22 protein-coding genes are annotated in these 24,090 nt (G+C 71.6%); 16 read left to right on the top strand and 6 right to left on the bottom strand.

All coding sequences use genetic code 11. The annotated features are described in order from the left end of the window. Positions 1-110: 110 nt before the first annotated feature. Positions 111-1,106: an Lrp/AsnC family transcriptional regulator gene (locus tag ACFXC1_RS02620; protein ID WP_381237748.1), complete on the bottom strand. Its 996-nt coding sequence runs from the start codon at positions 1,104-1,106 to the stop codon at positions 111-113. Between the two features lie 141 nt (positions 1,107-1,247). Between ACFXC1_RS02620 and ACFXC1_RS02615 the strand changes: the two genes are divergently transcribed. Continuing rightward, positions 1,248-2,861: an MFS transporter gene (locus tag ACFXC1_RS02615; RefSeq protein ID WP_381237745.1), complete on the top strand. Its 1,614-nt coding sequence runs from the start codon at positions 1,248-1,250 to the stop codon at positions 2,859-2,861. 62 nt (positions 2,862-2,923) lie between these two features. Here ACFXC1_RS02615 and ACFXC1_RS02610 read toward each other — a convergent pair whose 3' ends face one another. Next, positions 2,924-3,877 carry an SMP-30/gluconolactonase/LRE family protein gene (locus ACFXC1_RS02610; protein ID WP_381237742.1) on the bottom strand — a complete coding sequence of 318 codons (954 nt, stop codon included), beginning with the start codon at positions 3,875-3,877 and terminating at the stop codon, positions 2,924-2,926. A 239-nt stretch (positions 3,878-4,116) separates the two neighbouring features. On the opposite strand from ACFXC1_RS02610, the gene ACFXC1_RS02605 reads away from it, so the two are divergent. Genes ACFXC1_RS02605 through ACFXC1_RS02595 form a run of 3 tightly spaced genes read left to right on the top strand, consistent with a single transcriptional unit; the run spans position 4,117 to position 7,747 of the window. After that, entirely contained in the window at positions 4,117-5,463 is a 1,347-nt protein-coding gene (locus ACFXC1_RS02605; RefSeq protein ID WP_381237739.1) for a flavin-containing monooxygenase, read from the top strand. Continuing rightward, the gene (locus ACFXC1_RS02600) at positions 5,460-6,338 is read left to right on the top strand and encodes an SDR family NAD(P)-dependent oxidoreductase (protein WP_381237736.1); all 879 of its coding nucleotides are present in this window, start codon (positions 5,460-5,462) and stop codon (positions 6,336-6,338) included. The genes ACFXC1_RS02605 and ACFXC1_RS02600 overlap by 4 nt, the downstream gene beginning before the upstream one ends. Beyond that, positions 6,335-7,747, top strand: a complete 1,413-nt coding sequence (locus ACFXC1_RS02595) for an aldehyde dehydrogenase family protein (protein ID WP_381237733.1) — start codon at positions 6,335-6,337, stop codon at positions 7,745-7,747. The genes ACFXC1_RS02600 and ACFXC1_RS02595 overlap by 4 nt, the downstream gene beginning before the upstream one ends. Positions 7,748-7,751: 4 nt before the next feature. Here the strand turns inward: ACFXC1_RS02595 and ACFXC1_RS02590 are convergent, their stop codons facing one another. Next, positions 7,752-8,831 carry an AraC family transcriptional regulator gene (locus tag ACFXC1_RS02590; RefSeq protein ID WP_381237730.1) on the bottom strand — a complete coding sequence of 360 codons (1,080 nt, stop codon included), beginning with the start codon at positions 8,829-8,831 and terminating at the stop codon, positions 7,752-7,754. Positions 8,832-8,963: 132 nt separating this feature from the next. Between ACFXC1_RS02590 and ACFXC1_RS02585 the strand changes: the two genes are divergently transcribed. The 4 genes from ACFXC1_RS02585 (at position 8,964) to ACFXC1_RS02570 (ending at position 12,170) form a co-directional block, all read left to right on the top strand. Further along, complete coding sequence (locus tag ACFXC1_RS02585; protein WP_381237727.1) at positions 8,964-10,142, top strand: MFS transporter; 1,179 nt, start codon at positions 8,964-8,966, stop codon at positions 10,140-10,142. Positions 10,143-10,456: 314 nt separating this feature from the next. Continuing rightward, the gene (locus ACFXC1_RS02580) at positions 10,457-10,924 is read left to right on the top strand and encodes a DinB family protein (RefSeq protein ID WP_381237724.1); all 468 of its coding nucleotides are present in this window, start codon (positions 10,457-10,459) and stop codon (positions 10,922-10,924) included. Then, on the top strand, positions 10,921-11,814 hold the full coding sequence (locus ACFXC1_RS02575; protein WP_381237721.1) for a MalY/PatB family protein: 894 nt from the start codon (positions 10,921-10,923) through the stop codon (positions 11,812-11,814). The genes ACFXC1_RS02580 and ACFXC1_RS02575 overlap by 4 nt, the downstream gene beginning before the upstream one ends. Next, entirely contained in the window at positions 11,757-12,170 is a 414-nt protein-coding gene (locus ACFXC1_RS02570) for a beta C-S lyase family protein (RefSeq protein WP_381237718.1), read from the top strand. Before ACFXC1_RS02575 ends, ACFXC1_RS02570 begins: the two co-directional genes overlap by 58 nt. Here ACFXC1_RS02570 and ACFXC1_RS02565 read toward each other — a convergent pair. After that, positions 12,134-12,697 (bottom strand): CGNR zinc finger domain-containing protein, encoded by a 564-nt coding sequence (locus ACFXC1_RS02565; protein WP_381237715.1) that lies wholly within the window; start codon positions 12,695-12,697, stop codon positions 12,134-12,136. The genes ACFXC1_RS02570 and ACFXC1_RS02565 overlap by 37 nt on opposite strands. A 443-nt stretch (positions 12,698-13,140) precedes the next feature. On the opposite strand from ACFXC1_RS02565, the gene ACFXC1_RS02560 reads away from it, so the two are divergent. The 4 genes from ACFXC1_RS02560 (at position 13,141) to ACFXC1_RS02545 (ending at position 17,760) form a co-directional block, all read left to right on the top strand. After that, entirely contained in the window at positions 13,141-14,448 is a 1,308-nt protein-coding gene (locus ACFXC1_RS02560; RefSeq protein ID WP_381237712.1) for an MFS transporter, read from the top strand. An 883-nt stretch (positions 14,449-15,331) separates the two neighbouring features. Beyond that, positions 15,332-16,636, top strand: coding sequence for a cation:proton antiporter (locus ACFXC1_RS02555; RefSeq protein ID WP_381237710.1), 1,305 nt, complete (start codon positions 15,332-15,334; stop codon positions 16,634-16,636). A 135-nt stretch (positions 16,637-16,771) separates the two neighbouring features. Continuing rightward, positions 16,772-17,302 carry a hypothetical protein gene (locus tag ACFXC1_RS02550; RefSeq protein WP_381237707.1) on the top strand — a complete coding sequence of 177 codons (531 nt, stop codon included), beginning with the start codon at positions 16,772-16,774 and terminating at the stop codon, positions 17,300-17,302. Positions 17,303-17,328: 26 nt separating this feature from the next. Beyond that, a complete protein-coding gene (locus tag ACFXC1_RS02545) occupies positions 17,329-17,760 on the top strand; it encodes a PucR family transcriptional regulator (protein ID WP_381237704.1) in 432 nt (143 codons plus the stop codon). A gap of 13 nt (positions 17,761-17,773) precedes the next feature. Here ACFXC1_RS02545 and ACFXC1_RS02540 read toward each other — a convergent pair whose 3' ends face one another. Beyond that, complete coding sequence (locus ACFXC1_RS02540; RefSeq protein WP_381237701.1) at positions 17,774-19,162, bottom strand: glycoside hydrolase family 43 protein; 1,389 nt, start codon at positions 19,160-19,162, stop codon at positions 17,774-17,776. 237 nt (positions 19,163-19,399) lie between these two features. On the opposite strand from ACFXC1_RS02540, the gene ACFXC1_RS02535 reads away from it, so the two are divergent. The 4 genes from ACFXC1_RS02535 to ACFXC1_RS02520 all read left to right on the top strand — a co-directional run bounded on the left by ACFXC1_RS02535 (position 19,400) and on the right by ACFXC1_RS02520 (position 23,199). Further along, the gene (locus ACFXC1_RS02535) at positions 19,400-20,845 is read left to right on the top strand and encodes an amidase (RefSeq protein ID WP_381237698.1); all 1,446 of its coding nucleotides are present in this window, start codon (positions 19,400-19,402) and stop codon (positions 20,843-20,845) included. A gap of 2 nt (positions 20,846-20,847) precedes the next feature. Next, positions 20,848-21,066, top strand: coding sequence for a hypothetical protein (locus ACFXC1_RS02530; protein ID WP_381237695.1), 219 nt, complete (start codon positions 20,848-20,850; stop codon positions 21,064-21,066). Between the two features lie 143 nt (positions 21,067-21,209). Next, a complete protein-coding gene (locus ACFXC1_RS02525; protein WP_381237693.1) occupies positions 21,210-22,697 on the top strand; it encodes a flotillin family protein in 1,488 nt (495 codons plus the stop codon). A gap of 55 nt (positions 22,698-22,752) precedes the next feature. Next, positions 22,753-23,199 (top strand): type II toxin-antitoxin system PemK/MazF family toxin, encoded by a 447-nt coding sequence (locus tag ACFXC1_RS02520; protein ID WP_019068365.1) that lies wholly within the window; start codon positions 22,753-22,755, stop codon positions 23,197-23,199. Between the two features lie 4 nt (positions 23,200-23,203). Here the strand turns inward: ACFXC1_RS02520 and ACFXC1_RS02515 are convergent, their stop codons facing one another. Further along, positions 23,204-24,028 carry a TIGR02452 family protein gene (locus ACFXC1_RS02515; protein WP_381237690.1) on the bottom strand — a complete coding sequence of 275 codons (825 nt, stop codon included), beginning with the start codon at positions 24,026-24,028 and terminating at the stop codon, positions 23,204-23,206. Between the last annotated feature and the right edge of the window lie 62 nt (positions 24,029-24,090).

Raw genomic sequence — 24,090 nt, 5'->3', positions numbered from 1 at the left:
ACTTAACCCACCCACCCCCTCGACGTGCGCCGCGAGGTCGCCGCGCGCGGCCGGCGCCGGCCCCCCCCCCCCCCCGGCGGCCCCCCCCGGGCCGGTGCGCCCGGGCCGCCCTACGCGAACGCCGGGGGCACCAGCCGCCCGCGTGAGATGAGCGAGGTGGCCTGTTTCAGGGTGTGGACGCGGATGCTCACGCCGTAGCCGTCGATGCCCGGGACGGCGGCGACCTTGGTGGTCAGGTAGCGGTACAGGTCCTCGGTGTCGCGGCAGACGACGATGGCCATCACGTTGGAGTCGCCGCTGATGGCGGCGGCGAAGGCGACCTCGTCGTGGCCCGCGAGTTCCTCGCCGACGCGTTCGAGGCGGGCCGGGGCGACGCGCAGCCACAGGGTGATGTTCAGCGCGAACCCGAGGCGCGCGGCGAGCAGTTCGACGTCGTAGACGAGGGCACCCGAGCTCTCCAGGGCGTCGAGGCGGCGGGCCACGCGGGCCGTGGACCAACCGGTGACGTCGGCGAGCTGGGTGTGCGTGGCGCGCCCGTCCTCCGCGAGGGCGTCGAGCAGCGGAGTGTCCTCCTCGGTGAGGCGCACGGGTGGTCCGGCGGGAGCGGAAGGCCGGTCGCCCATGACGTGTCGCACCTCATCGGGCGTGAGGTGGCCGCCGTATCCCGTCCAGTCGCTTCGCCCTTGTGTGCCGAAGGGATGGATGAGCAGGTCGATGCTCACGTCCAACACGGATGCCGACCTGGGCAGTTGGCGGAGCAGGACGTCGTCGCGCGGTACGTGGACCGGTGCGCTGATGACACAGATGATCTCCGAACCGCCGGACGCGAGCCCCGCGTAGGCGATGTCGGGCCGTCGGGTGAGCGCGTCGGCGAGCGGGCCGACCCGGTCGGGGCGGCAGCGGATCCGGGCCACCCAGCGCGCGTCGCCGTGGACGGCAGGATCGACGAGGCCGACCACCCGCATCACCCCGGCACGACGCAGCGCGTGGAAGCGTCGGGCCGCCGTCTGCTCCGAGACCCCGGCCACCTCGCCGATCAGCCGGAACGAGGCCCGTGGCGCGCACTGCAGGGCGCGGAGGATTTTTCCGTCGACTGCGTCTGTCATGGGGAAAGTCTGACACCGATCCCGAGTGACTTGGAGGTTTCCGGTCGCCTCTCGATCGCACGTTGGTGATTGTCCATGGCGGAGCCGATCCTGAGGCGCGTGCTCGTTCGAGAGCACCGCAGTCGAGAAGGAGAGTTCTCCGTGAACGTCACGACCCCGGCGAGCGGGACGGCCGACCGACGGGCGGCCACCCTCGTCATGGCCTGCCTCGGCGTCTTCGTCGCCTACTTGCCGGTGACCACGGTCGCCGTGAGCCTGCCCGCGATCCAGGCGGCGCTCAACGCGTCGACCGCCCAACTGTCATGGGTCCAGGACGCGTTCGTCCTGCCCATGGCCGCGTTCATCCTCACCGCCGGTGTCTTCGGCGATGTGCACGGCCGCAAGAAGGTGTTCCAGGCGGGCCTGCTGTTCGCCGCCGCAGGTGCCGCCGTGGCGCTGTGCGCGCAGTCGGTACAGGTGCTCTGGATCGGCCAGGCGCTCGCCGGTCTCGGGGCCGCGACCCTGCTGCCCACCACACTCGCGCTGATCAGCCACGCGGTGCCCGACCACCGGGAACGCGGCAAGTTCATCGGCCTGTGGGCGACCGCACTCATGGCCGCGCTGGCGATCGGCCCGCTGATAGCCGGCGTCATCCTCGACCACACCTCGTGGCGCTGGATCTATCTGCTGTCCGTCCCCGTCCCGCTGATCGCGATGGGTTTCGCCGCCCGGCTGCTCCCCGACTCACGCGTCCCGCACGGCCGGAAGCTGGACTGGCCCGGCCAGCTGACCGCGACCCTCGCCATCACCGCGCTCGTCTACGGCGTGATCGAGGGCGGCGCCGGTTCCTTCACGGACGTCAAGGTCATGGTGGCCCTGTTCACGGCGGTGGCCGGCGCAGCCGCCTTCGTGTTCGCGGAGCGGCGCAGCGAGAGTCCGATGCTGGATCTGACGCTGTTCCGCAGCCCGGCGTTCACCGCCACCACCCTGGTCGCGATGATCACCTTCCTGGCGCTGATCGGCTTCTTCTTCCTGCTCAGCCTGTACTTCGGCCTGGTGCAGCAGCTCGACACGCTGGGAGCGGCCTGGCGGCTGCTCATGGTCACCGCGGCGGCGATCGTGGTCGGCCAGCCGGTCGGGCGGCTCATGCACCGGGTCGCCCCGCGCGTCCTGATCACCGGTGGGCTGCTGGTCATCTCCGGCGCGCTGTTCTCGTTGACCGGCGTCGACGCCGGCACCTCGTTCGGCTCCATCGCCTGGCGGCTGGCGCTGCTGGGTCTTGGCATGGGGACCGTCCTGACGCCGATGACCGCGACCGCCGTGGCCTCCGTGCCGTATCAGCAGGCGGGGATGGCGGCGGCCGGCAACAACGCGTTCCGGCAGGTCGGCGGCGCGCTCGGCCCGGCCGTCCTGGGCGCCCTGCTCACCACCAAGGCGCTCGACACCCTGCCCGGCCACCTGGCCGACGCCGGGGTGACGGGTGCGACGCAGCGCAGCGTCGTGGAGACAGCCGACGCCGGCGGTCTGGGCGCCGTCGCCCATATGAACCTCGGCGTGAACACCGGGCGGGCGCTCGGCGCACTCGGCGACTCGTTCCTGGACGGCATGCGGCTGTGCCTGGTGGTGGCCGGGTCGCTGACGCTCCTCGCGGCACTCGTCTGCGTGCTGCTGCTCCGCCCGCGGCAGACGGCTGCTTCTACGACGACTCCGGTCGCCGGCACGGCCACCACAACGGCGGTTGTCGAAGCGGCGGTTGACCCGACACCGAACCGCTGATTCACCTAGCGGCGGGGCTCCCTTCGCACCTCTTCGCGAAGGGAGCCCCGCCCGCTGTCGCGTCAGAGCGACACGGCGACGGCGGTGAACGTCGTGTCGGGCGTCTGCGGGCTGGTGAAGCGGGCGTTGACCAGATAGAGCCGGTTGCCGAAGCGGGCGGCGGTCGTGGGGACGTCGAAGCGCGGGTCGGTGATCGTAGTGCGCAGGGTCGCGGTGCTGACCTCGGCGTCGAGGTCGAACACGCTGATCCGGTTCAGGCGGTTCTGGACGACGTACAGCGTCCGGCCGATCCGGAACAGGCCGTCGCCGTTTGCCACGTCGGTCGCCCCGCTGAGGACGATCTCCGTGGCGGCGCCGGTCTTGAGGGACACCCGGTAGAGCTTGCCGGGGGTGCTGCTGACGACGATGAGGTTGTGGCCGTCCGGGGTGCCGACGATGCCGTTGGCGTTGTTCACCCCGGGAGTCTGCACCCAGTCGCCGGAGAGCGGCAGGGCTGTGACCTCGCCCGTGCGGCCGCGGGGGACGCCGTAGAGCACGGCGTCGAGGGAGTCCGTGAACCAGGCGCGGTCGCCGAGCAGGGTGATGTCGTTGATGAAGTGGCCGGTGGTGGCAGTGAGTTGATAGGTCGTCAGGATCTCGCCGGTGCGGGAGTCGACGACTCGCGCGGCTCCGGTGCTGCCGGCGACGTACAACAGGCCGTCGTGGTCGAGCTTCAGTCCGACGGAGACCAGGCCGGTGGCGCCCTCGGAGAGGACTTTGCCCTCGCCGGTACGCAGGTCGGTGCGGTAAATGGCGCCGTTGGCGCGGGAGCCCATATAGGCGTACGGCCTGCTGCCGATGGCGATGCCCTCGGGGAGCCAGCCGTTGGGCAGCGGGAACTCCGTCGGCCAACTGGCCCCGGTGGTCGACGAGTTGGCGCGTGCCGTGCCGGTGCCGGCCGTGACGGCGAGGGCGGTCAGGGCGGCGCCTCCGATTAAGGCGGCGCGCCGGCTGGGCTGGGGGTGGATCCGGGTCATCGTTCGGGCCTCCGGGACGAGGGGGTGAGCGGGGGCGGCGATGCGGTGGGGGAATCTGTCTTCGCGTAACGGCCCGTCACTGCCCGGAGTTCCCATCCGCCCCACCCGTATCCGGCACGGTCCGAGGTCCCCGGCCGCCGAGGTCCCGTCCCTGGCCGCGCGGGTCAGTTCCCGCAGGACGACGGGTGCATACGTTTCCTGCACCACCCGCGAAACGGGACGACCGAGGAGGCAGGCTCGTGACGGAAAGCCAGTTGGACACGTGTGTGATCGGGGCGGGGCCCGCCGGGCTGGCGGTCGCCAGGGCGCTGAGCGAGCGGAGGCTGCCGTACACGCATCTGGAGCGGCACACCGGTCTCGGCGGGATCTGGGACATCGAGAATCCGGGCGGCCCGATGTACGAGTCGGCGCACTTCATCTCCAGCCGGACCCTGTCGGGCTTCAGCGGATTCCCCATGCCCGAGCACTTCGCGGACTATCCGCCGCACCGGCAGATCCTGTCGTACCTGCGCTCCTTCGCCGACGCCTACGGGCTGACGGAGCGGATCGAGTTCGGTGTCGGGGTGGAGAGCGTCGAGAAGAACGCGGACGGCACCTGGACGGTCCTCCGGGCCGACGGGCGGGAGAGCCTGCACGGTCAGGTCGTGGTGTGCACGGGCTCGCAGTGGCATCCCAACATCCCTGAAATCCCTGGGGAGTTCAGTGGGGAGATCCGGCACACGGTCGGCTACCGCAGCGCGGAGGAGTTGCGCGGCAGGCGAGTGCTGGTCGTGGGTGCGGGGAACTCCGGCTGTGACATCGCGTGCGACGCGGCCCGGGCGGCGGACCGTGCGGTGATCAGCATGCGGCGCGGCTACTGGTTCATCCCCAAGCATCTCTTCGGGCGGCCGGTGGACACCATCGCCAACAGCGGTCCGCATCTGCCGATGTGGCTGGCGCAGCGGGTCTTCGGCGGCCTGCTGCGGATCGTCAACGGCGATCCGACGCGGCTGGGCCTGCAGAAGCCGGACCACAAGCTGTTCGAGACGCACCCGGCCATCAACTCGATGCTGATCCACCATCTCCAGCACGGCGACATCACCGCCCGGCCCGGCATCGCCCGTGCCGAGGGCAGCACCGTGCACTTCACGGACGGCACGAGCGACGACTTCGACCTGATCCTGTTGGCCACCGGCTTCGTCCACAAAGTCCCGGTCGCGCAGCGGTACTTCGGCGACGAACAGCATCCCGACCTGTATCTGTCGTCGTTCTCGCGCGAGCACCTGGGCCTGTTCGGCATCGGGTTCGTGGAGACCAACTCCGGGGCGTACCAACTCTTCGACATGCAGGCGCAGTTGATCGCCGGGTATCTGCACGACGCGCGGCACGGGCTGGCCAACGCCGAGCGGTTCACGCAGATGATCCGCGCCGACCGGCCGGATCTGTCCGGCGGGCTGAAGTTCGTCGCCTCGCCCCGGCACACCGGCTATGTCGACAGCGGGGCGTTCGTGAAGTACCTCGGCAGGGTGGCCCGGCAGCTGGGCTGGCGCACCGAGGGCCAGGCGCCGCCGGTGCGGTCCCCGCGACGGGTGGGGACGGCGGCATGAGGCGGTTCGACTTCACCGACAAGGTCGTGCTGGTGACCGGCGGCGCGGGCGGTATCGGCAGCGCGCTGTGCCAACGCTTCGCGGCGGGCGGCGCGCGCTGTGTCGTCGTGGACATCGACGGGGTCCGGGCCGAGCAGGTGGCCGCCGCACTGCCCGGTGCCGGGCACGCGGGCATCGGCTGCGATCTGAGTCAACGTGCCCAGCTGGAGGGGCTGTTCGAGCGGGTCGCCGAGGTCCACGGTCGGCTCGACGTGCTGGTGAACAACGTGGGCATGACCAGCTCGGAGCGTTTCGACGCGCGCAGTGTCGAGAGCATCGAGCAGGAGATCACCCTCAATCTGACCTCCCCGCTGGTCGCCACCCGGATCGCGATCCCCCTGCTGAAGGCCTCGCGGGACGCCCGGGTGGTCACCACCGTCTCCCTGGGCGGGATCTTCCCGCTGGGCGAGACCCCGATCTACACGGCGTCCAAGTTCGGGCTGCGCGGCGCAATGCTCGCCATCGGCCTGGATCTGCGGAGCAAGGGCATCCTGGCCGGGTCGGTGCTGCCCTCGGCGACCGACACCCGAATGCTGCGCCAGGAGGCCGTGGACGGCGGCAACTCCATGCAGTTCCAGGATCCGCCACAGCAGCCCGCGAACGTCGTCGCGGCCGTCGTCAGCCTGCTGGACAGGCCACGCCTCGAGGCGTACCCCCGGTCCGGCGAGTCGCGTCTGGTCCGGTGCGCGATGCTCGTACCGAACCTGCTGCCCCGGATCTTCCCCCTGTTCCGCAAGCGCGGCGACCGCGGCATGGCCCGCTATCTGGAGGAACTCCGCAGGCGCGGGCTGGCCCGACAGACCGACGGGCGCTGGGAGTTGGTGGAGGAGGCATGACCAGGAACGAGACGCTGACCGTCGTCGACCCGGCCACGGGCGAGCCGCTCACCACCCTGCCCGCCGCGAGCGCCGACGACGTCACCAAGGCCGCCGAACGGGCCCAGCTCGCCTACGACTCCGGGGTGTGGTCGCGGCTGCCGGTCCGCGAACGGAGCGCCGTACTCCTGCGGCTGGCCGACCTGATGGAACGGGACGCCGAACTCCTCGCCCGGCTGGACTGCGAGGACGCGGGCAAGCCGATCACGGAGTGCCGTACGGGGGACGTGCCGGGGGCGATCGAGGCGGTCCGCTGGTTCGCCGAGGCGGCCGACAAGGTCTTCGGCCGCCTCGCGCCGGGCGGACCCGACGGCCTCGGTCTGGTCACCCGCGAGCCGGTCGGTGTCGGCGCGGCGATCCTGCCGTGGAACTACCCGCTGGCGATGGCCAGTTGGAAGGTCGGCCCCGCGCTGGCCGCCGGCAACTACCTCCTCGTCAAGCCCGCCGAGGCCACCCCGCGCTCGGCCCTCCACCTGGCCGCTCTCGCCACCGAGGCCGGCCTGCCCGACGGCGTGCTCACGGTACTGCCCGGCTACGGCGAGGAGGCCGGCGCCGCACTCGCCCACGACCCCCTCGTCCGGGCGCTCTCCTTCACCGGCTCCACCGCCACCGGCCGCCGCGTCCTCAGGGCCGCCGCCGACAGCAACTTCAAACGCGTCTCCCTGGAGATGGGCGGCAAGAGCCCCCAGGTGCTGATGGCCGACGCGCTCTCCTACGGCGACGAGCTGATCGGCGACATGATCGAGGCCGCGTTCCTGACGATGGGGCAGAACTGCACTGCCGGCTCAAGGGTGTTGGTGCACCGGAGCATCGCCGAGGAGGTCGTGGAGCGGTTCACCGCGGCGGCGCGGGACCTTGTCGTCGGCGATCCGACCGATCCGCGGACCCAGCAGGGGCCGCTCATCGACCGGGCCGCCTTCGACCGGGTCGCGGGAGCCGTCGACGCAGCCCGCGCGGCCGGAGCCCAGATCCACACGGCGGGACTCCCCCACGGGCTCCCCGCGCGCGGCGCCTACTACCCGCCCACCGTGATCACCCGCGCCCCCGCCGAAAGCGCCGTACTCACAAGGGAGTTGTTCGGTCCCGTGGTCACCGTCGAGACCTTCGCCTCCGAGGAGGAGGCGGTACGGATGGCGAACGCGACCGAGTACGGGCTCGCCGCCTCCGTCTGGACCCGCGATCTCGACACCGCGCTGCGGCTGGCCCGTGGCATCGAGGCGGGCGTGGTCTCCGTCAACTCCTACAGCGAGGGGGACATCACCACCCCGTTCGGCGGCTGGAAGCAGTCCGGGTTCGGCGGCGCGGAGAAGTCGACGAACGCCTTCGACCAGTGGACGCGGGAGAAAACGGTCTGGATCCGCACCCGTTGACCCGTCATGCGCGGTGCGCCGCCGCCCAAAGCAGCCGCTCCCGCAGCTGGACCGGGGAGGTGCCGTGCCAGCGGCGTACCGCGCGGCGCAGGGCGCGTTCGTCGGAGAAGCCCGCCCGGTGGGCGATGTCACGCAGCGTCAACTCCGGGCGCAGCAGCAGCTGTTCGACACGCTCCCGGCGTACGCCCTCGGTCAGTGCCTCGTAGGTGGTGCCGCAGTCGGCCAGTCGTCGGCGCAGGGTCCGCTCGCTGGTCGCGTGCCGTCGTGCCTGTTCGCCGAAGGACGGGATCACCGGGAGGCTCTGCGCGACGGACACCTCCAGCACTTCGAGGAGGTCCTGTTGCCCGGTGCGGGAGGCGAGTTGGGCATCGAGTGTCTCCAGGGTCGAGGCGTACGTCACCGGGTCGCGGCCGGGCATCGGGGCGCGGGCCCACGCGGGGTCGATGACGATGCGGTCGGCCGGGGCGCGGAAGCGGACCGGGCAGCCGAACAGGGTGCCGTACAGGTCGCGTTGACGGGGTGGCGGGGCGGAGAACTCCACCACGCGCGGGGCGAAGTCCGGGCCGATGGCCAGTCGGGACAAGGTGACCACGGAGGCGAGCCCCTCCTCGAGGAGGAAGGAGGCCACGCTCGGTTCGACGGCGGGATCGGGGAGGTCGGCGCGCAGCACGAAGGCGCCGTCCTCGTCGACGCCGGTCGACCACACGGTCATCGCGCCGGAGAGGTTCTGGTACTTCACACCGGTCTCGATGGCGTGGCGCAGGGTGTCGGCGGCCAGCAGCGCGAAGCCGAGCAGGCCCCACGCGGTGAGGTGCTGCGCCGCGCCGACCTTCAGGCCCAGCCGCTCGTCGCCGGTGAGCTCCACCGCGCGTCGGATCACCGCGCTGCCCTGCCGGTACGACACCCGTAGCGCGGCGGACCGCATCAGCGTCTCGTCCAGTCCGACCCGGCTCAGCAGGGGTCGCAGGTCGACGCCGCGTTCGTCGGCGACGGTGACGAGATAGCGCAGGATGTTCGGCTGGATCGTCGCCGATGTGCTGCGGCTGGTCCCGTGCGGGTCCGCCGGGGCGGGGTCGGGGAACATCGCACTCACCTCCTCGTGGGCGACCACCGTAAGCACGCGGGCCGCACCGGTCGCGTCCGCTGGCCGCCGAGGTCCCCTCAACGGCCCCCGGTGTCCTGCGTCCGTCCCGCACCGCCTGACTACGGTCCCTGCATGTCAGTCAGCGCTCCAGGCCGGGCGCGGGTCGAGCACCCCGCCGCCAGAAGGGTGGCGACCCTCGCGTTCGCCGCGCAGGGTGTGTCCGTCGCCGCCGTGTACACGACCGTCCCCGCCGTCACCGAACATCTGCGGCTGTCCCCGCTCGTGACGACCGGCACGCTGGTCGCAGTGGCCCTGGCGGCGGGTGCCGGCAGCTTTCTGGGACTGGCCTCGGTCCGTGTCGCCGGTCCCGTCGCCACGATGCGTGGCGCCCTGCTGACGGCGGCCGTCGCGCTCACGCTGATCGGCTGGGCTCCCGGCCCGCAGACCGCCGTCTGCGCGTACGTCCTCTTCGGCCTCGCGATCGGCGGCCTCGACGTCGGGATCAACACCCGGGCCGCCGCGATCGAACGCGCCTACGGCCGGAGCGTCTTCGGGTCCTTCTACACGGCGTGGAGCGTCGGCGGTGTGCTCGCGGCCCTGTTCACCGCCGGGGCGGCCCGACTCGACCTGCCCGTGGGCGACGGCCTGGCAGTGCAGGCGGGCATCCTGCTGCTCGTCACCTGCTGTCTGCGCACGCACGTCCTTCCCTCCTCCCAAGTGCCGTCCGTGCAACCGCCGTTGGGGCGCAGGCTGTGGCTGCGCCTGCTCCCCTTCGGTCTGGTCCTGCTGGTCGTCTACGTCGTGGACTCGACGGTCTCCGCCTGGTCGGCGGTCTATCTGCGGGGGACCCTCGCCGCGTCGCTCACCGTCGCCCCGATGGCGTACGCGGCGTACCAGGCCGGCACGGTCGTCGGCCGCGCGAGCGTGGACCGGCTGGTGCAGCGGGTCGGGACCGTCGCCGTCGTGCGCACGGCCGCCCTGGTGGTGGCGGGTGCGCTGGCGGGCATGGCCATGGCTCCGGGCTGGCCGTTCGCCGTGCTCGCGGCCGGGGTGGTGGGCCTGGGGGCGTCGGTGCTGGGCCCACTGTGTCTGGCCTCCGCCGCGCGGTTGCGCCCGGCCGCCGCGGAAGCGGTCCTGGCCCGGCTGAACCTCTTCAACTACGCGGGCGTCCTCATCGGCGGCGCGGTGAGCGGACTCCTCGGTTCCACCGGCGAGTTCCGGCTCGCGTACGCGGCACCGGCCGCGCTGGCGCTGCTCGTGCCGGCCGGGGCCAGGCACTTCACCCGGCCGCTGGGGACATCCGAGGCGTAACAGACAGCCAGGCGGTGGGCGGGACATGGCCAGCCCATGACAGGGGAGCCCCACGACAAGCCCGGACGCGGTGGGCCACATCAGGGTGTGCACCTGCTGCTCGTCTAGAGCCTTCCCCTCTGAACTGATGCGCAAATCACCTGTCAATGCGGTGAGTGCATCTCGCGTTCCCACACGTATACACCCACCCATCTCGCACCTGCCTGCACATTTCTCGCATCGGTTACCTCATTGACAGGTGACGCGGCATGCATCACCCTGACGACGTCACCACACAGAGCGGTGACACGGCCCATCGATGAGGAATCCCTGCCGTGCACGATCAGAACGAGTACCTGTACTTCCTGCGGCGCGTCTTCGACGGCATGCTCGGCGTGCTGGAGGAACTGGGCGACGACCTGGGGAACACCCGCCCGCCGCTGCCCGGCGCGAACTCCGTCTACGCGATCGCCTACCACTGTGCGGCGGTCGCCGACTACTGGACCGGTCACGTCGTCGCGGGGCGTGAGGTCGACCGTGACCGCGCCGCCGAGTTCACGGCCACGGGACGCGTGGGCGACCTGCGCAGGCAAGTCGACGCGCTGCACGAGCAGTTGGCGGCCGACCTCGCTCCAGTCACCCCCACGTCGGTGCCGCGCAACTCACCGCCCGCCGACTTCGAGGGGCCGGACCGCCCGCTGAGCGTGGCGGGCGTGCAACTGCACGTCCTCGAAGAACTCGCCCAGCACCACGGCCAGATACAGATCACCCGCGATCTGCTGAAGCAGGGAGCTTCCTCATGAGCACGGAGACTCTCCGGCTGCCCGGCTTCGACGACCTGGACCGGGACCGGCTGCGCGCCCGCTCCAGTGTGAAGTGGCACCGCCCGGCGCCGGACGTACTGCCCGCCTGGGTGGCCGACATGGACTTCCCGGTGCCTCCGGCCGTGACCGACGCGCTGCGCGCCGCCGTCGAGCGGCGCGACCTCGGCTACCCGGACTGGCCCGACGGCAGCCCGCTGCGCACCGCCTTCGCCCGGCGGATGGCCGACCGCTACGGCTGGACAGCGCACGCGGACCGGGTACGCGAGCAGACCGACCTGATCCAGTGCCTCCAGCTCGTCCTCCACCTGGCGACGGGCCCGGGCGACGCGGTCGCGATCCAGACCCCCAACTACCCGCCGTTCCTTGCCACGTTGACGACCATGGGGCGCGTGGCCGTGCCCGTCCCGATGGAGGACACCGACGAGGGGTGGCGGATGGACTTCGCCGCGCTGGACGCCGCGGTCGAACGGTCGGGCTGCAAGGTCCTGGTGCTGGTGAACCCGCACAATCCGACGGGCCGGGTCCTGACCCGCGCCGAGTTGGAGGAGACCGCCGCCATCGCCCGGCGGCACGACCTGCTGGTCGTCAGCGACGAGATCCACGCCGAACTGGTCCATGCCCCGCACCGGCACATCCCGTTCGCGAGCCTCTCCCCCGACGCGGCCCGCAGGACCGTGACACTGACATCCGCGACCAAGTCGTTCAACCTCGCCGCGATCCGCTGCGCCGTCACGCACTACGGCCCGGACCGGCTGCTCGCGCTGCGCGACGCCCACCCCCGGACCTGTACGGCACGGTGTCCCCGCTCGGCGTGGTCGCGACCGAGGCCGCGTGGCGGGACGGCGACGCGTGGCAGCGCGAGCTGCTGACCGTCCTGGACCGCAACCGCCGCCGGGTGCATGAGGTGCTGCGCTCCCGACTGCCGCACCTGCGCCACCACTTGCCGGAGGCGACCTATCTGGCCTGGATCGACGCCCGCGCACTGAGGCTCGAACGACCGCCCGTGGAACGGGTCTTGGCGACCGGCGGCGTCCTCCTGGACGGCGGCAGCCCCTTCGGACCCGGCGCCGACGGCTTTCTACGGCTCAACTTCGCCACGTCCCACGGCGTGTTGGAGGACATTCTGACCGGCCTCACCCGTGCCCTCGCGCCCGACAACGCGCAGGAGCAGAACGACCTCACGCCGGGTCACACCCCGGACCGCTCCTTCTTCCGCTGCCGGTAGCTGGCGGCCTTGTGCCTGTTGCCGCACTCCGCCATCCCGCACCAGCGCCGGGCGCCGGAGCGGGACAGGTCCACGAACAGCCGCGTGCACTCGTCGTTGGCGCACTCCTTCATCCGCGAGAACTGGGGCGAACCCACCAGATCCACGGCGTCCCGGCCGACCGCGCCGAGCACCTCGTCCACGCCACCGGTGCGCGACACCCGCCCCGACGTGTCGAGTTGATGCCTGGGCAGCGGAAGCCGAGCCGCTTCGTTCACCTCCGCGAGAGCTTCCTCGACGGAATTGTCCGGGCTGTCGCCCAGGGGCCAGTTGCGGACCAGCGTGTAGGCGGCCTCGCGCAGCCGACGGACCCGCTCCAGCGCCCGGGCGTCCACAACACCGGGATCGTCGACGAGTCCCGCCGCGCCGATCCAGCGCCGCAAGTCGTCCGGAGAGCCCAGCAGTTCGGTACGGAGACTGCGGCGCCACAGCCGGGTGCCCGCCAGGTCGAGACACAGCCGGCCGCTCACAAACACGAACTCATCCACGTGACCATATTGACAGGTGACACCATCACTGTCCAGGGTGGGGAAACTGAACATCTCCCCTGCCCACACGCCCGTACGTCGTGATTTCATCACCTCATTGACAGGTGCTCTGCGGGAGAGGCTCCGCTCCGGACCCTCCCAGGCCTGCGGAGCCACGAAAACACGAGCGTGAGGGCTTCCCTTTCGGTCCCTGGGCCACGAATCTGCGGACACTTCCGATATCGGCATCGGGAATGCCGCGAATCCCTTGCACAGAACGTGCGGAGATGTGCGCGCGGGATATGCCCATCCCCTCGGCTGCGATATATTTCACGCCTCAACTGCCGTTGCCAGTAGGCGTTTTCCCCTGCCCCCCACCCTCCGTGAATTCCTTTCGCCGTGGGTGGGGGCCGCCCGTTTCCCCTCCGTGATACGCCTCACCGAAAGCCCTCCGCTCCGTGGCCATGACCCTGCACGAGGACCGGCCGCCCGCCGGTCGCCATGCAGCCGTTCCGTCCGGCAGTCTCTTCCGACGGATATACGCACCCCGCACCAGTGACGCCCTGGCGTTCTCGATGTCGACATACGCCATGCCGCTCCTCGTCCTGACGATCACCCGGTCCCCGTCGCTCACGGGCCTGGCGTTCGCGCTGGAGTGGACTCCCCGGATCGCCGCGTTCGTGCTGGCCGGCAATGTGGTGGACCGGCGCGGCGCGGCCATCGTCTGCTTCCTGGCCTCGCTGCTGCGGGCCCTGGTGCTGGCCGGGGCGGCGGTCACTCTGGCCGTGCTGCCGCGCGGCACCGCCGAGACGGTGACCGTGCTGGTGCTGGCCGCGGTGACCGGCACGCTCACCCAGTTCAGCTTCGTCGCCAACGAGGCGGTGGGCGCGATCGTGACCCGGCGGGCCCAACACCGGCCGCACGGAGTGCAGTCGGTCCTCATCGGCATCGACCAGACCGCCATGCTGGTCGGCCCCCTGCTCGCGGGCTTCCTGCTGCTGGTCGGACCGGGCTGGATGCTCGGGTGTCTGACCGCGCTGTCCCTGCTGGCCGCCGTGCTCGGGTTGCAGACCCCGCCCACCCCGCTGCGCTCAGCGCGGCCGGACGGCGAGCGGACACCCGGCGGGCTGCGGACCGGGCTGCGGATGCTGCGCCGACTGCCCTCCCTGCGCTGGCTGGTGGCGGGTCTGGCCTGCTCCAATCTCGCGCTCGGGCTGCTCCAGTCGGCCAGCCCCGTGATCGTGGTGGAGAACTTCGGCCGCTCCTCCGCCGATGTCGGCACCCTGTGGTCCGCCGCCGCGGCGGCGACCCTGCTGGCGGTCACCTGCTGCCGGCTCGCGCTGAGCCGGCTCGACCTGTGGGGCGTGGGGGTGGTGTGCGCGACCTTCGCTTCGGCGGCCTGCCTCGCTCTCCCGCAGGCCCCGTCCTACGCCGCGTACACGGTCCTCGTCGCGCTGTTCATGGCGGGCGACGGCGGCCTCACCGTCGTACTGCGCACCCTGCGTTCCCTGGTCATCCCTGCCACGGCCTTCGGCACCACGCTCTCCCTGACCATGCTGCTCCTGCTGCTGCCGTTCCCGGTGGCCGGCATCCTCGTCGCCCTCACCCCGCCGGCCCACCTCGGCACGGCCGTCCTGTGCTGCGCCGCCGTCCAGGCGGTCGCCCTGGCCATCACCTTCGTACGACTGCGCAACGAACCCACGCTACGCGCGACCGCCGACGGACCTCCGAGGGCCGCCCTCCCCAACGAGCCGTCGGCGACGCCGCGTTGACGGGCCGCGCCCGGAGCCAGTTCGGTTGAGCGCGCACCGGGCGGGTGTGCGGCTTGCGCGGTGCCGACCGAGCTGAACCCGAGAGCCCTGAGCTGGGACGAGGCGGACCCGGCCCGGCACCCCTTCGGCAGCGGGTCGGCGGCGCGGCCCAGGGCCGACGCCATGTCGCATGCCCTCGCGGAGCACTACGGCGGCTGGGCCGTGGGCCGGCGGTGGGCGCACGACGAGGGCGAATTCGACGGCGGGCCGGTCCGCAGCTGGTGCTGTCCCTCGCACTCGGTGGACACACCGGAGGCGACCCTGGACCGGGTGGTCGCCGGGCTGTGCGAGTGGCGGAACCGGCTGGAGCAGCTGGCGGGTCGGTTCGAGACGTATCCGCTGGACCTGTCCGCCCTGACAGACCGCCCCCGGGCCGCTGCCCGACCTTCGACAGCCCCGTGGACACCGCGCCCCGGTCGTTCCGCACCCTGCCCGCCGTCGCCAAGAGCGGCAGGGAGCGCTACGGCATCGGCACCGACACCCGTCAACTCCTCGACGCCTGCCTGGCCGAAACGCGGCGACGCGCTCGGGAACAATCCGTCCACGCTTGCCCTCCCCTTAACGCAGTGCCGATGTCGTGGGAGGACTGGCGCCGTCGCTTCGGTTTGAGGTGGCACGATTTCGGCCGGGCCAAACACCGATTCGACCCTCGCGAAATCCTGCCGATGCAAGGCGCCACACAATCCAGGGCACCACCGCGGACCTCAACAGGGAAGGAAAACCATGCGGGTTGTCATTGTGTTTCCCGGCCCGCCACTACAACCGGACGCCCAGGTCGTCGACTTCCGTTTCGACACCGCCCGGCGCCCGTAGCGGCGCCCCGGCACAAGGAGTCCTTCGCGCCATGACCTCCTCCCAAGCATCCGCGTTACTGGCCGGCCTCGCCGTCGTCATCGTCGCCGCGGCCCTGTTCGGCACCCTCGCGCGCAGACTCGGCCAGCCCCCGGTCGTCGGCGAGATCCTGGCCGGCATCCTGCTCGGCCCCACCCTGTTCGACGGCGCCGTCTCACGGGCGCTGCTGCCGACCGACATCCGGCCGTTCCTGACGGCCCTCGCCGATGTCGGGGTCGCCGTCTTCATGTTCCTGGTGGGCCTGGAGTTCGACCGCGGCATGGTGCGCGGCACCGGCCGGATCGCCGCCTCCGTCTCCCTGGCCTCGCTGCTGCTGCCGTGCGGCCTGGGCATGGCGCTCGGCACCTGCCTCCTGCGGGACCATCCCAGCCCCAACCATCTGGGCTTCGTCCTCTTCATGGGCGCGGCCATGTCCATCACCGCGTTCCCGGTGCTGGCCCGGATCCTGACCGACCGGAACCTGGACCACACCCCGCTCGGCGCGCTGGCGCTGTGCTGCGCCGCGCTCGCCGACGTACTGGCCTGGTCGCTGCTGGCCGTGGTGGTGGCGATCGTCGCGCCGGGCGGGAATCCCGAGCGGGCGCTGCTGTTCCTGCCGTATCTGCTGCTGATGCTCTACCCCGTACGGTGGCTGCTGGGGCGGCTGTTGAAGCGGCCGGGGGTGACCGGGCAGCCGACCGCGGTGCTGCTGGCCACGGCGTTCGCCGGGCTGCTGGTGTCGGGGGCCGCGACCGAGTGGATGGGGCTGCACTTCATCTTCGGGGCGTTCCTGTTCGGGGCGGTCGTCCCGCGCTCGGGGTCGGAGCGGCTGCGGGCCGATCTGCACGAACGGGTCGGGCTCGTCAACAACGTGCTGCTGCTCCCGGTGTTCTTCCTGGTCGCCGGCCTCCAGGTGGACCTGTCCCGGCTCGGCTGGTCCGACCTCGGCGAGTTGGCGCTGATCCTCCTGGTGGCGGTGGGCGGCAAGCTCGCCGGCGCGTACGCGGGCGCCTACGCCAACGGTCTCGACCGGCGCATCTCCTCCGCGCTGGCCGTCCTGATGAACACCCGCGGCCTCACCGAACTCGTCATCCTCAGCATCGGCCGCCAACTCGGCATCCTGGACGAGCGGTTGTACTCCCTGATGGTGGTCATGGCGGTACTGACCACCGCCATGACGGGCCCGCTGCTCCAGGCGGTCTACCCCCGCGCCCTCGCGCTGCGGGCCACCCCCCAGGACATGACCCGCAGACACCGGGAGCCGGTCACCGTCGGCGACGCCCGCGCCGGAGCGCCACGCCCGCACGATCCGTCGTAGCGACCGGACCGCACGGTTCGGTGGCCAACGGCCGCGCGTTCCCGATGAGTTGGGCGGGGCTCGCGGCCCGAGTGTCGTGGGCGTCCCAGGGTGTGGGGCGCATCGCCCTTCCCCGACCGCAAGGAGCGCCGGACCGTGGACGTCGAGATACCCGCCCTCGTGCGGGACACCGCCGCCGGGTTCGGGGCCGGTGCTCCCTACGCGCTGAAAGCCGTGGCGGGGCAGCTCGCCGACGACCCGGAGATGGGGGTGTCCTCGCAACTGCCCGGCATCCGCACGGTGTTGGTCGACGGCGAGCTGTTCGAGGACTGTCCCGCGCTGGCGGTCGGCTACCTCCGCGTCGCCTACGAACGGCAGGGCGCCCAGCCCGCCGGTCTCGCCGTCGCCCAGCACATCGCCACCGTCGCGGCACTGCGCCTCGCGATGGTGCGCAACGAACGCGAGACGCTGCGCCGCGAGGGCGCGGAAACCTCGGCCGAACTCCTTCAGGAGGTCCTCGACCCGGAGGCCGCGCGCCGCAGGATCGCCCGGCACGCGATCGACGGCGACACCGTGCTCCTCGTGGTGCGCCACACCACCGACGAGGCGTTGCTGCGCTGCCGGACCACTCCCATCTGCTGCTCACCCGGGGCGAGGACCGCTATGTCCTGGGCGCGCCGGAGCTGACCGTCGCCATCGGTGAACTGCCGGGCGTGGCGGCCGGGATGAGCCGCCCCTTCCTACCAGGAGCCGCGCTGCGGGTCGCCCAGCGCGAGGCGCTCTGGGCGGTCTCCAAGGCGATGGAGTCGGGCCGTCCCGTCGTCCGCTACGGCGACGACGCGACCGGCCGCTGGCTGCCCGACGACCCGGCCGTCCTGACGGCGCTGGTCGAGCATGTGCTCGGCGAGGTGCTGCGCTACGACGCGGCCCACGACTCGCAGCTGCTGGTCTCCGCCCGTACCTGGGTGGAGCGGGACCGCCGCACCGACACGGCCGCGGCGGCCCTGCACATCCATCCGAACACCCTCGCCTACCGGCTGCGCCGCTTCGGCACCCTCACCCACCGCGACCTGACGTCGGCGGGGGCGCTGGCCGAGGTCTGGCCGGCGATCCAGGCGACGGGGGCGCTGGGCCTCACCGACTGAGCACCGCCTTCACTCAGGCCCAGGCCGTCACCGGCACGAACGAGCTGTCCGTACGGAAGAGGTCCGTGCCGTCGGTCGGGTCCACCCGCAGTTGGTAGTTGTAGTGGCGCAGGTAGTGGCCGGGGTAGTTGTACGACTCGAAGCGGAGCGAGCCGGTCGTGGTGCCGGTCCGGGCGTAGAACGTGGCGTCCTTCGCGAACGTCGTCGTGCCGTCGTTGGCGTCGAAGCGGCCCCGGAAGTCGTAGTGGCGCAGGTAGTTGCCCGCGCTGTCCCGGAAGGAGTAGCCGGTCGCGTCGGCGAGGCCGGCGACGACGGTGAACGTGGACGCCTGCTTCAGCGCGGTGGTGCCGGCGCTGGTCACCACCGGGAGGTTGAGCAGCGAGGACACCTCCTGCCAGTAGCGGGTGGTGTAGTTGACGGACTGGAAGGAGCGGGTGACTCCGGTCGCCAGGCTCGGGCCGCCGGACACCGTCTCCTTGATGACGGTGAAGTGGCGTGCCGTACCGGAGAGCGTGGTCAGCGCGGTCGGCGCGGACCAGGTCGCGAAGGTGTCGTAGCTGTCGCTGTAGTAGTAGTTGCCGTCGCCGTAGCCGTCGAAGAAGATCCGCCAGCCGCCGTTGTCGAGCTGGACGACCGAGGGACCCTCGCGGTAGCTGCCCCAGCCGGCCCAGTCGCCGGTCTTGGAGATCGTGTAGGGACCGGTGAGGCTGGAGGCGGTGCCGTACTCGATGTACTTCGCCGTCTCGTTCTTCGTGAACGCGTGGTAGGTCGAGCCGATGCGCACGATGTAGGTGTCGATGTGGTTGGAGCCGATGCCGGACAGCGCGACCGGTGAACTCCAGGCGGTGAGCGCGGAGTTGGCGGCCTGCAGCCGGTACGGGGTGAAGATCCACTCGTCGTCGGTGGTGGAGCAGGACACGATGACGTTGACACTGCCGTCGCTGTCGACGAACCACTCGGGGGCCCAGGCGCGGGACAGGTTGGTGATCGGGACCGTGTAGTCGTACAGGAACGTCCAGTTGACGCGGTCGGTGCTGCGGGCGAAGCCGATGGTGGTGCTGACGTCCTCCCAGGTGTGGGTGGTGTACGTCAGGTAGTAGTAACCGTCGGTGTGCTTGAACACGCTGGCGTCGCGGATGCGGTTGCCGGGCGGGGTGTAGGCGGAGGCCTGGACGAGGCGGAAGTCGGTGGCGTCGTCGGACTGGTAGACGTTGACGGTGCCGTCGTCGCTGTTGAGGAACGGGACGATCGTGTACCGGGTGGCGTAGCCGGCGGCGGGGGCGGCTGCCAGGGCCGTGCCGAGCAGTCCGGGGGCCTCGCCCAGGACGAGTGCCGAGACGGGCAGGGCCGCCATCGCGCGCAGCAGGGCGCGGCGGGACGGGGTGGGGGGACGTGTGGTCACGGGCGGCTCTCCCGGAGACTCGGACGTTCGCCATGTCGAACGTGGTTCGTGAATTCGATCAGAAGGTAGGGGTGAGTCAGGAACACGTCAATGGTTTGTGCAGTGCCGGACGATCTCTGTGGGAAGCCTGTGGCGATCCGTCAACCGTGCACGCCACGGGGGAAGTTGCCGCAACCGCACCACACCGGGCGTACTGCCGTTACCGTTCGGCAGACCACCCGCTCCGGAGGTGCCGCCATGACGCCCGACCGCTCCGCCGGCCTCGCCGAGTCCGCCCGCGCGCTGGCCGCGGGCGAGGTGACATCACGCACCCTGACCGAACGGGCACTGGCCCGGATCGAGGCAACTCAGGCCTCCCTCAACGCCTTTCGGATCGTACGGCGGGAGGCGGCGCTCGCCGAGGCCGACGCCGCGGACCGCGAACTGGCCGCCGGAGTACGCAAGTCGCTGATCGGCGTGCCGGTCGCCGTCAAGGACGACACGGACGTGGCGGGCGAGCCGACCGCGTTCGGCTGCCGGGGCGAGTTCCCGCCGGCGGCCGAGGACGGAGAAGCCGTACGGCGGCTGCGGGCGGCCGGTGCCGTCATCGTCGGGAAGACGAACACCTGCGAGCTCGGACAGTGGCCGTTCACCGAGGGACCCGCGTTCGGCGCGACCCGCAACCCCTGGAACTCCCGTCATACGCCCGGGGGTTCGTCCGGCGGCTCGGCGGCGGCGGTCGCGGCGGGACTGGTACCGGCCGCGCTCGGCTCGGACGGCGCCGGATCGGTGCGCATCCCCGCCGCCTGGACCCACCTCATCGGCGTCAAACCGCAGCGCGGACGCATCTCGACCTGGCCGCGCGGCGAGTCCTTCCAGGGCATCACCGTCAACGGCACCCTCGCCCGTACGGTCGCGGACGCGGCCCTGCTGCTGGACGCGGCGAGCGGCAATCACCCCCAGGACCCGCACCGGCCGCCCACGTTGCGAATGTCCGAGGCCGTGGGGCGCGACCCCGGCCGACTGCGCATCGCGCTCTCCCTGAAACCGCCGTTCACCGCGCTACCCGCCCGGCTGCGCCCGGAAGTACGGGCTCGAGTCCTCGAACTCGCCGAGAAACTGGCCCAGTTGGGCCACACGGTCGTAGAGGATGATCCGCCCTACGGCCAGATCGGGCTGACCTTCCTCCCCCGGGCCACCGTCGGTCTCGCCGAGCGGGTCCGCGAGGCACCGCACCCCGGACTCCTCGACCGCCGCACCCTGGAGGCCGCCCGCCTCGGCCGGCTGCTCGGCGGGGCCCCGCTGCGGGCGGCCCGGCGCGCCGAGGCGACCCTGCACGACCGGTTCGGCGCGTTCTTCGGGAGGTACGACCTGGTCCTCGCCCCGACAACTGCCGCTCCCCCGCCGCTCATCGGCGCGATGCTCGACCTGGACGGCCTGGCCACCGACCGCGCGATGATCGCCGCCTGCCCCTACGCCTGGCCGTGGAACATCCTCGGCTGGCCCGGCGTCAACGTCCCCGCCGGGTTCGTCGCGGACGGACTCCCGGTCGGCGCCCAGCTGTTGGGCCCGGCGAACAGCGAACCGCTGCTGCTGTCGCTGGCCGCCCAACTGGAGGCGGAGCTGCGCTGGCACGAGCGGTGGCCGGAGCCGATCGACACGGATTCCCCGGCGGCACAGGCGGGTTCGGCCCGTACCCTGTGACCATGGAAGACGCGTCGATGGTCGGGCTGATGGGGCGGGTCACCGGGACGGTCGGACCCGGGCTCGTAGGTGAGGTGATCGTCCGGGTGCGCGGGGGCGCCGAGCACTTCCTCGCGTACGCCGCCACCGGCACGGACCGGATCGAGCGGGGGACCGTGGTGATGGTGGTGGACTACCTGCCGCCGAGGACGGTCTACGTCACGCAGGCATACGACAGTTGAGCCGCCTCCTTCGCAGGTGAGAGCGTTTCAGCGGCGTATGCGTCAAGATTGCAACAAGGATCCGTCAGCGTCTGTACCCCGGTGTCGCACAGGCGCACACTCCCTTCGTTCGGTGCCGAAAGGGCACCATCAAAAGGGGGCGTATGCCGATGGTCATCGGCGTCGTAGCGGGGGTGGCGGTACTCGCCGTTCTCGTACTGATCGGTCTGTTCAAGTCGATGTGGCGGGTCGCCGAGCCCAACGAGGCACTCATCATCTCCGGCTCGAAACACCGTACCGAAGGCCTCGAAGAGGGCATGGGGTTCCGCATCGTCACGGGGCGCGGCACGCTGGTGCTGCCGGGTGTGCAGGCGGTGCGCAAGATCTCGCTGGACCTCAACGAGACCGAACTGCACGTGGACTGCGTGACCACCCAGGGCATTCCGCTCAAGGTGCGGGGCGTGGTCATCTTCAAGGTGGGCGACGACTTCGTGTCGATCGCCAACGCGGGCCGCCGTTTCCTCGACCAGCAGAAGATGATGTCGGAGCGCGTGCACAACGTGTTCGCCGGTCATCTCCGGTCCATCGTGGGCGGGTTGACGGTCGAGGACATGATCCGCGACCGGGAGAAGCTGACCGGCCAGACCCGTGCCGCGTGCGGTACGGAGATGGAGAAGCTGGGGCTGATCGTGGACTCGCTGCAGATCCACGAGATCGAGGACCCGACCGGATACATCAAGAACCTCGCGATGCCGCACGCGGCGGCCGTGCAGCGGGACGCGCGTATCGCGCAGGCCGAGGCGAACCGTCTGGCCACCGAGGCCGAACAGAAGGCCGCGGCACGGATGTCGGAGGCCACCCGGGACAGCGAGATCCTCCAGGCCGGCTACCAGGCCGAGCGCGACAAGGCGGCGGCAAAGGCCCGGCAGGCCGGACCGCTCGCGGACGCCGCCGCCCGGCAGGACGTCGTCGTACAGGAGACCCGGATCGCCGAACTCGACGCCCTGCGCCGGGAGCAGCAGCTCCAGGCGGACGTCCGCAAGCCCGCGGACGCCCAGGCGTACGAGACCCGGGCCCGGGCCGAGGCCGAGCGTGACGCGCGGATCTCCGCCGCGCAGGCCAAGGCCAAGGAGACCGAGTTGGCGGCCCTGGCCGAGGCGAGCCGGATCAAGACGGCCGCGAACGCCGAGGCCGAGGCGACCCAGGCACGAGGTGCCGCCGCCGCGACGGCCACCAGGGCCACCGGTGAGGCCGAGGCCGCAGCCGCCCAGGCGAAGGGTCTGGCCGCCGCCGAGGCGACCCGGGCCCAGGGTCTCGCCGAGGCGGAGGCCATCAAGGCGCGGGCCGCGGCCCTCGCCGAGAACCAGGAAGCGGTGGTCGCGCAGCAACTCGCCGAGAACTGGCCGGAGATCGTGCGGGCCGGCGCGTCCGCGTTCGGCAGCGTCGACAACATGGTGGTCCTCAACGGGGCCGACGGCATGGCGGAGATGCTCGCCAAGGCGCTCACCATGGGCGGCACGGGCCTCGGGCTCGCCCGCCAGCTGCTCGCCACGATGAACCAGAACGGGCAGACCCCGAACGGGACTTCGGCCCTCAACGGGAGCGTGGCACCGCCGTCGCAGAAGGTGCCGGTGGAGAAGGACGAGAAGTGACGTCAGCGGGAGGCTGACGTACGGGTCACGGGGGACACCCTCTAAGGTGCCCCCCGTGACCGCGTTTACCGATGAGAACGTCCCGGGCCGCTTCGGCCCCTCCGCCACCACCGAGGCCGACCCGCGCGAGGTCGGCAAGGTGCGTACCGAGTACTCCCCCGCGCACGACGGGGACCCGGACCCCGGTGAGATCGTCTGGACCTGGGTGCCGTTCGAGGAGAACGACGGCCGGGGCAAGGACCGCCCGGTGCTCGTCGTGGCCCGTGAGCCCGGCGGGACGCTGCTGGCCGTGCAGCTCTCCAGCAAGCGGCACGACGCCGACCGCGAGTGGGTGGCGATCGGCAACGGCCCGTGGGACAAGTCGGGCCGTGACTCCTGGGTCGACGTGGACCGCGTCCTGCGCCTGCACGAGGACGGCATGCGCCGCGAGGCGTGCGCGATCGACCAGATGCGCTTCAACCTCGTCCGCCACCGGCTGCACGAGCGCTACGGCTGGACCTGACGGGCTAGCTCTGGAGCCGGCGCTCCGGAAAGGCCCGTACGAAGGCGTCCCGGACCGTCGCACCCGGTGTGCGGTCCAGGACGCCGAACACCACGTGCTCGAAGGCCGCGGCGAACCGTCCGCCCGGCCCGAGCAGCGCGTGGAAGGCGCCCGCGACCTGCGCCGGGTCGTTCTGGAAGACCCCGCAGCCCCAGGCCCCCAGGACCAGCCGCCGGTAGCCGTGCGCCACGGCCGTCTCCAGCACCCGCTCCGCCCGTACGGCGACGGCGCCCGGCAGCTCGGCCGCGCGCTCCGGTGCCGTGCGCAGCACGACTCCCGCGTTCGGCGCGGCGGCGGTCAGGAAGCCGGCGGTGTACGGCTCGTCGAGGAGAGTGCCCTTGTCGTCGCGGAAGACGGGGACGGCCGGTGAGTGGATGACCCGGTCGGTGTAGAACGGGTCGCGGTGGGCGCGGTGGTGGTCGTAGAAGCCGCGGGCCTCCAGCAGGCAGGTGTACAGCGCGGAGGCGCGGCACAGGGCCTCCTCCTGGGCCTGGGCGCCGTTCAGGAAGCCGCCGCCCGGATTGCGGGCCGAGGCGAAGTTGAGTACCGCGACCGGGCCGGTGAGCCGGCGGGCGGCCTCCAGGCTGCTCTCGCCCGTGACCTCGATGAACGTGTCCACCGGAGAGAACGCCGGTATGCGCACCGGCTCCGGTCCGTGCAGGCCGGTGCCCGCCCGGGCCGTCTCGATCCCGTCCGCGACGGACACCTCGCGCCCGTCCGCCGTGCGGTACCCCCCGGCCGCCACGATCTGCTCGGTCTGGTGCGCGATGCCGCGCAGGCGCGCGCTCATGGCATAACCCCCGTGTACGCCATGAGAGCGCGCCCCGCGATCTCCCCCGTGTTCTCCCCCGT

It is taken from the genome of Streptomyces hokutonensis, from assembly GCF_042751305.1.
In the GTDB taxonomy this organism is placed as follows: domain Bacteria; phylum Actinomycetota; class Actinomycetes; order Streptomycetales; family Streptomycetaceae; genus Streptomyces; species Streptomyces hokutonensis_A.
The sequence above is the reverse complement of the archived record's forward strand: the minus strand, read 5'-3'. Positions and strand labels throughout refer to the sequence as shown.

What these genes read in the sequence shown, in the direction of transcription:
- ACFXC1_RS02610 (WP_381237742.1), bottom strand. Translation starts at nt 3,877, where the DNA reads ATGACCCGGATCCACCCCCAGCCCAGCCGGCGCGCCGCCTTAATCGGA.
- ACFXC1_RS02560 (WP_381237712.1), top strand. Translation starts at nt 13,141, where the DNA reads ATGACCCTGCACGAGGACCGGCCGCCCGCCGGTCGCCATGCAGCCGTT.
- ACFXC1_RS02575 (WP_381237721.1), top strand. Translation starts at nt 10,921, where the DNA reads ATGAGCACGGAGACTCTCCGGCTGCCCGGCTTCGACGACCTGGACCGG.
- ACFXC1_RS02525 (WP_381237693.1), top strand. Translation starts at nt 21,210, where the DNA reads ATGCCGATGGTCATCGGCGTCGTAGCGGGGGTGGCGGTACTCGCCGTT.
- ACFXC1_RS02585 (WP_381237727.1), top strand. Translation starts at nt 8,964, where the DNA reads ATGTCAGTCAGCGCTCCAGGCCGGGCGCGGGTCGAGCACCCCGCCGCC.
- ACFXC1_RS02590 (WP_381237730.1), bottom strand. Translation starts at nt 8,831, where the DNA reads ATGTTCCCCGACCCCGCCCCGGCGGACCCGCACGGGACCAGCCGCAGC.
- ACFXC1_RS02535 (WP_381237698.1), top strand. Translation starts at nt 19,400, where the DNA reads ATGACGCCCGACCGCTCCGCCGGCCTCGCCGAGTCCGCCCGCGCGCTG.
- ACFXC1_RS02555 (WP_381237710.1), top strand. Translation starts at nt 15,332, where the DNA reads ATGACCTCCTCCCAAGCATCCGCGTTACTGGCCGGCCTCGCCGTCGTC.
- ACFXC1_RS02600 (WP_381237736.1), top strand. Translation starts at nt 5,460, where the DNA reads ATGAGGCGGTTCGACTTCACCGACAAGGTCGTGCTGGTGACCGGCGGC.
- ACFXC1_RS02515 (WP_381237690.1), bottom strand. Translation starts at nt 24,028, where the DNA reads ATGAGCGCGCGCCTGCGCGGCATCGCGCACCAGACCGAGCAGATCGTG.
- ACFXC1_RS02620 (WP_381237748.1), bottom strand. Translation starts at nt 1,106, where the DNA reads ATGACAGACGCAGTCGACGGAAAAATCCTCCGCGCCCTGCAGTGCGCG.
- ACFXC1_RS02530 (WP_381237695.1), top strand. Translation starts at nt 20,848, where the DNA reads ATGGAAGACGCGTCGATGGTCGGGCTGATGGGGCGGGTCACCGGGACG.
- ACFXC1_RS02595 (WP_381237733.1), top strand. Translation starts at nt 6,335, where the DNA reads ATGACCAGGAACGAGACGCTGACCGTCGTCGACCCGGCCACGGGCGAG.